General features: G+C 67.2%; 1 protein-coding gene. It reads right to left on the reverse strand.

What is annotated here, in order from left to right; all coding sequences use genetic code 11:
* The coding region (locus Ga0451573_RS19010) for a GDSL-type esterase/lipase family protein (RefSeq protein WP_231685772.1) at positions 1–412 on the reverse strand (412 nt) is incomplete at both ends.

Here is a 412-nt window from a genome sequence, read left to right on the forward strand (position 1 = left end):
GGTGAGCGTGCCGAGATCGTTGACGCCCTCCAGGATCACCAGATGGGTGACACCCGGATAGGTCAGCACCTCGCGGTCGAAGCGCGCGAGCACATTGGGGCCAAGCCCGTCGTTGAGCAGCCGGTTGCCGCCGATGCCGGCGTTGAGCACTGCCATGTCGGCAAGCGCCGGCGTGGCGCGCAGGCGGAGCTGGAGCGCGTCGGTCCAGCGCTGGTTGCTGTTGGCCGGCACGCCATAGCCGTCGGTGATCGAATCGCCGAGCACCACCACTGCGGAAGCCTTGGCCGAAACCGTCTCGATCGCGCCGATCTGCACCCAGCGATCGACTCGCCTGGCATCTGGCAGGTCTGCGGCATCGACATGGTCGCCATGGAGATAATAGCTGGTCGCACGCGAGCCGGGATGGCCGGTC

The organism is Phosphitispora fastidiosa, from assembly GCF_019008365.1.
GTDB lineage: Bacteria > Bacillota > Thermincolia > Thermincolales > UBA2595 > Phosphitispora > Phosphitispora fastidiosa.